General features: G+C 57.6%; 2 protein-coding genes. One reads left to right on the top strand and one right to left on the bottom strand.

From position 1 onward, the window contains the following. Positions 1-2,108, top strand: a 2,108-nt coding sequence (uvrA, locus tag PHP98_11900) for an excinuclease ABC subunit UvrA (GenBank protein MDD5484331.1), incomplete at its 5' end; no start/stop codon positions are given. 46 nt (positions 2,109-2,154) lie between these two features. Here uvrA and PHP98_11895 read toward each other — a convergent pair. Further along, positions 2,155-3,651 carry a radical SAM protein gene (locus PHP98_11895; GenBank protein MDD5484330.1) on the bottom strand — a complete coding sequence of 499 codons (1,497 nt, stop codon included), beginning with the start codon at positions 3,649-3,651 and terminating at the stop codon, positions 2,155-2,157. Positions 3,652-3,708: the final 57 nt, after the last annotated feature.

The raw sequence follows: 3,708 nt of genomic DNA, 5'->3' as shown, positions 1-3,708 counted from the left end.
AAGAGACGATTTTTTCCGAAAAGCACGCCTGCCCCGACTGCGGCATAAGCTTTGAAAAATTTACGCCGCGCCATTTTTCGTTCAACAGCCCGTACGGCGCCTGCCGCGAATGCTCGGGGCTGGGGGTTAAACTGGTGTTTGACGAGGATTTGATTGTTCCCAATCCCGATCTTTCCATTGAGCAGGGCGCAATCCGCGCCTGGAAGCGCGGCGGCCGCCGGCAGATTATTTATTACAACGGGCTGCTGCGCGCCCTTGCCAAACATTACAAGTTTGATCTGGCAACCCCTTTCAGGGAGCTTTCCGAGCGCATCCGGAAAATTGTTTTTTACGGTTCCGGCGGCGAGGAAATTGCCTTTAGTTTCTGGCGGCACGGCGCGTACCGCCAGTATAAGAAACCTTTTGAGGGCGTCATCCCGAACCTGGAGCGTCTCCACGCTTCTACCGGCAGCGAGTCAACCAAGAAGCGGTTGCAGCAGTACATGAGCCGCCGTTTCTGCCGGGCCTGCCGGGGAAGCCGATTGAAATCAGAAGTCCTGGCCTGCGTTGTTTCCGGAAAATCCATCATGGATATCTGCCGGATGTCCGTGCGGGAGGCGCATGCGTTTTTTGCCGGTCTGCGGCTCACGGAACAGGAGGAACGCATCGCCGCCGAGGTGATCAAGGAGATAAGAGAGCGCCTTTCTTTCATGCAGGATGTCGGCCTTGACTACCTGACGCTTGACCGGGAGAGCGGCACGCTTTCCGGCGGCGAGGCCCAGCGCATCAGGCTGGCGACGCAAATCGGATCGGGCCTGGTTGGCGTGCTTTATGTCCTGGATGAGCCGAGCATAGGGCTGCATCACCGCGATAACCAGCGCCTGATCCGGACACTGCAGAGACTGCGCGACCTCGGCAACACGGTCATTGTGGTGGAACACGACGAAGCCACCATCCGCCAGGCGGATTACGTTCTGGATCTCGGCCCCGGCGCGGGCCGGCACGGCGGCGAGGTTGTGTTTGCGGGACCGCCCGCCGAACTGCTGCTCAGCGAAAAATCACTCACCGGGCGTTACCTAAACGGGTCGCTCGGCATACCGGTTCCGCCGGCGCGCAAGCGTCCCGGCCCGTCATGGCTCAGGATTCAGAAGGCGCGGGAAAACAACCTGAAAAACATAACCGTTGCCATCCCCCTGGGGTTGCTGGTCTGCGTTACCGGAGTTTCCGGAAGCGGCAAGAGCACGCTGGTTGACGAAGTCCTGCGCCGGGCGTTGTTCCGTCATTTTTACGGCTCAAAGGAGCGCCCGGGCGCGCACCAGGGGATTACCGGCAAGGAATTTCTGGACAAGGTGGTTGTCATTGACCAGTCGCCGATCGGGCGGACGCCGCGCAGCAATCCGGCTACCTATACCGGCGCGTTTGATCTGATCCGGAATTTGTTTGCGGAACTTCCGGCTTCAAAAGTGAGGGGGTACGGGAAAGGAAGATACAGTTTCAACGTCAAGGGCGGGCGTTGTGAAACCTGCCGCGGGGACGGCATCCTGAAAATAGAAATGCATTTTCTGCCGGATGTGTATGTAACCTGCGAGCAGTGCGGCGGGCTGCGTTATAACAGCGAGACGCTGGAAATCCGTTATAACGGAAAAAATATCGCTGAGGTGCTCGGTCTGACGATTGACGAGGCGCTTGAATTCTTCAGCCGCATCCCGGCCTTGCGCCAGAAACTGCGGACTTTGTCCGAAGTCGGCCTCGGCTATGTCCAGCTGGGGCAATCGGCCACCACGCTTTCCGGCGGCGAGGCCCAGCGCCTGAAACTTTCCGCGGAGCTGGGCAAGAAGGCCACCGGGCGGACCCTTTATCTGTTGGATGAGCCCACCACCGGCCTGCATTTTGCCGATGTTCAGAAACTTTTAAATGTTCTGCAGAAACTGCGCGACGCCGGCAACACGGTGGTGGTGATTGAGCATAATGCCGAGGTGATGAAAACCGCCGATCACATCATTGATCTCGGGCCCGAAGGCGGCGACGCCGGAGGGGAAGTGGTCGTGGCGGGCACGCCGGAAGAAGTGGCGGCCTGCGAAAAATCATACACGGGCCGGCTGTTGAAAAAGGTGTTGGCCGCGCCTTGATCCGGTCGGCCGCGCCGGATGCGTTTTATGTCCCCGGCAAGCGCATTCAGAACATCAGCTTCCTGTCGTCAAAGAAACGTTCTTTGTTCATCAGCACGTATTTTATGAGGTGATACTCTATTGGCAGCGCGAAGCAGGCGGTGGATATGCGGAAATCGCTGATCAGCCGCATGAGCCGTTCCGCGATTTTTGCCGGAATCCGCAGCGGTTTCGGCACCACCGCGTCAATGACCTTGCCGGCGTGACCGGCCAGGAACATGAAGTAAATTGAGGCGGCATCCGTGAAGGCGGCGTATTTTTGGGGGACCCACGGCACCACATTTTGCGCGTGAAACTCGTAATTAGTCCAATCCTCAAGACTGCGCGGCATCCGGTACCCGAGCCGCAGGGCTTCATCCAGGAAACGGGTCCCCGGCAAGGGGGTATAGACAAAGAGGTGAAATTGCGAAACATAGCCGGTCTTGCGCAGCCGGTTGATGAATCGCATCGTTTCGCTGAAATCATTTTTTATGTTCACTCCCGGCACGCCGATGATGAACGAGCACTGCACACGGATGCCGTGCGCATAGAGACGCGGCAGCACCTGCAGCGTGTCCGCAACCAGACAGCCTTTGCTCATTAATTTAAGCGTGTCGTCGCTGGCCGATTCAACGCCGAGAAAGATATCCTGCAGCCCGGATTGCTTCATCAGCGCGAAAGTCTCGTCTTTGTATTTCCTGAGTTGATCAGGCCGGCCGGAAGTCCCGCCCCACTTCAGTTTGAGCGGAATCATCCTTCGGCAAAGCTCCGCAACTCTTTTCTCGTTCACGTAAAAATTGGAGTCGGCGATCGCCACGCCGTCAAAGTTGTAGCGCGCCTTCAAGCGCGCAATATCCGCGACGACCCGGTCCGTCGTCAGGGCTTGCCAGCGGCGGTGGTAGAGCGATTCCTCGCCGCAAAACCTGCAGTTGCCTGTGCAGCCTTCTGAACTCAGGTAATACAGAGTCCGCTCGCTGAAGCTTGTCTTGACCAGGTAGTTTTCAAAATTTTCCAGGAGGTCATACGGCGGTTGAGGAAAACGGTTGATGTCCTGGCGCGCGCGCGGTTCCGTCAGCACGATATTGCCGTTTTGCTTGAACCCAATTCCTTTGACAACGGCGGGATCATGTCCGCCGGCCAGGGTTTCAATCAATTCGCGGAATGTTTCCGGGCCCTGGCCCAGCACCGCCATATCCACCAACGGGCTTGCAAGAGTTTGTTCCGGCATAAGCGTGGGATGACAACCTCCGCAGACAACCAGAATTTCCGGGTTGGCCTGTTTGGCGATCCGGGCCGCTTCCAGCATCGTGCCGATCTGATAACCGGTCATGCAGGTAATGCCGCAGATTGCCGAATTACGGCAGGCGTCATGGATTCTCTGTTTGAAGTTTTTGTAGTGCCAGTCCAGCAACGTGATGTCATGCAGCGTGCGGTCCAGCATGGAGGCCGCCGCGAGAATAGACAGGGGCGGGCCGTCATAGGGCATTTTTGGGGAGGCCTTCGGGTTAACCAGCGTGATTTTCATCAAGTGTTTCCGGGAAAAGCATGACGGCGCAGTCTGGGGGGAACCCGGTTGTTATAA

Source organism: Kiritimatiellia bacterium, from assembly GCA_028715905.1.
Classification (GTDB): Bacteria; Verrucomicrobiota; Kiritimatiellia; order JAAZAB01; family JAAZAB01; genus JAQUQV01.
This window is presented reverse-complemented; position numbering and strand designations above follow the sequence as displayed.